Origin of the sequence: Escherichia sp. AM3, from assembly GCF_032029835.1 — a bacterium.
GTDB lineage: Bacteria > Pseudomonadota > Gammaproteobacteria > Enterobacterales > Enterobacteriaceae > Escherichia > Escherichia coli.
Genome location: NZ_JAVUPQ010001071.1, coordinates 1 through 260 on the forward strand (window position 1 = coordinate 1; position 260 = coordinate 260).

General features: G+C 59.6%; 1 protein-coding gene. It reads left to right on the forward strand.

The window, feature by feature from the left end; translation table 11 throughout:
* Positions 1 to 93: 93 nt before the first annotated feature.
* A partial coding sequence (gene ssb, locus RTW80_RS29750; RefSeq protein WP_312721739.1) for a single-stranded DNA-binding protein occupies positions 94 to 260 on the forward strand: 167 nt, incomplete at its 3' end.

Below are 260 nucleotides of genomic sequence, written 5' to 3' on the forward strand. Positions count from 1 at the left end.
CGGCAGGAGGAGCTTTCGCTCCTCTGAAGGGGCACATGAACGTCCCGTCGCCGGTATCCGGTTTATCTCACATCTTTCAGTCAGGAGGTTCTTATGAGTGCACGTGGTATCAACAAGGTCATCCTCGTCGGGCGTCTGGGCAATGATCCGGAAGTCCGTTACATCCCCAACGGGGGCGCAGTGGCAAACCTGCAGGTGGCTACGTCAGAAAGCTGGCGCGACACACAGTCGGGGGCGATGCGGGAGCAGTCGGAATGGCC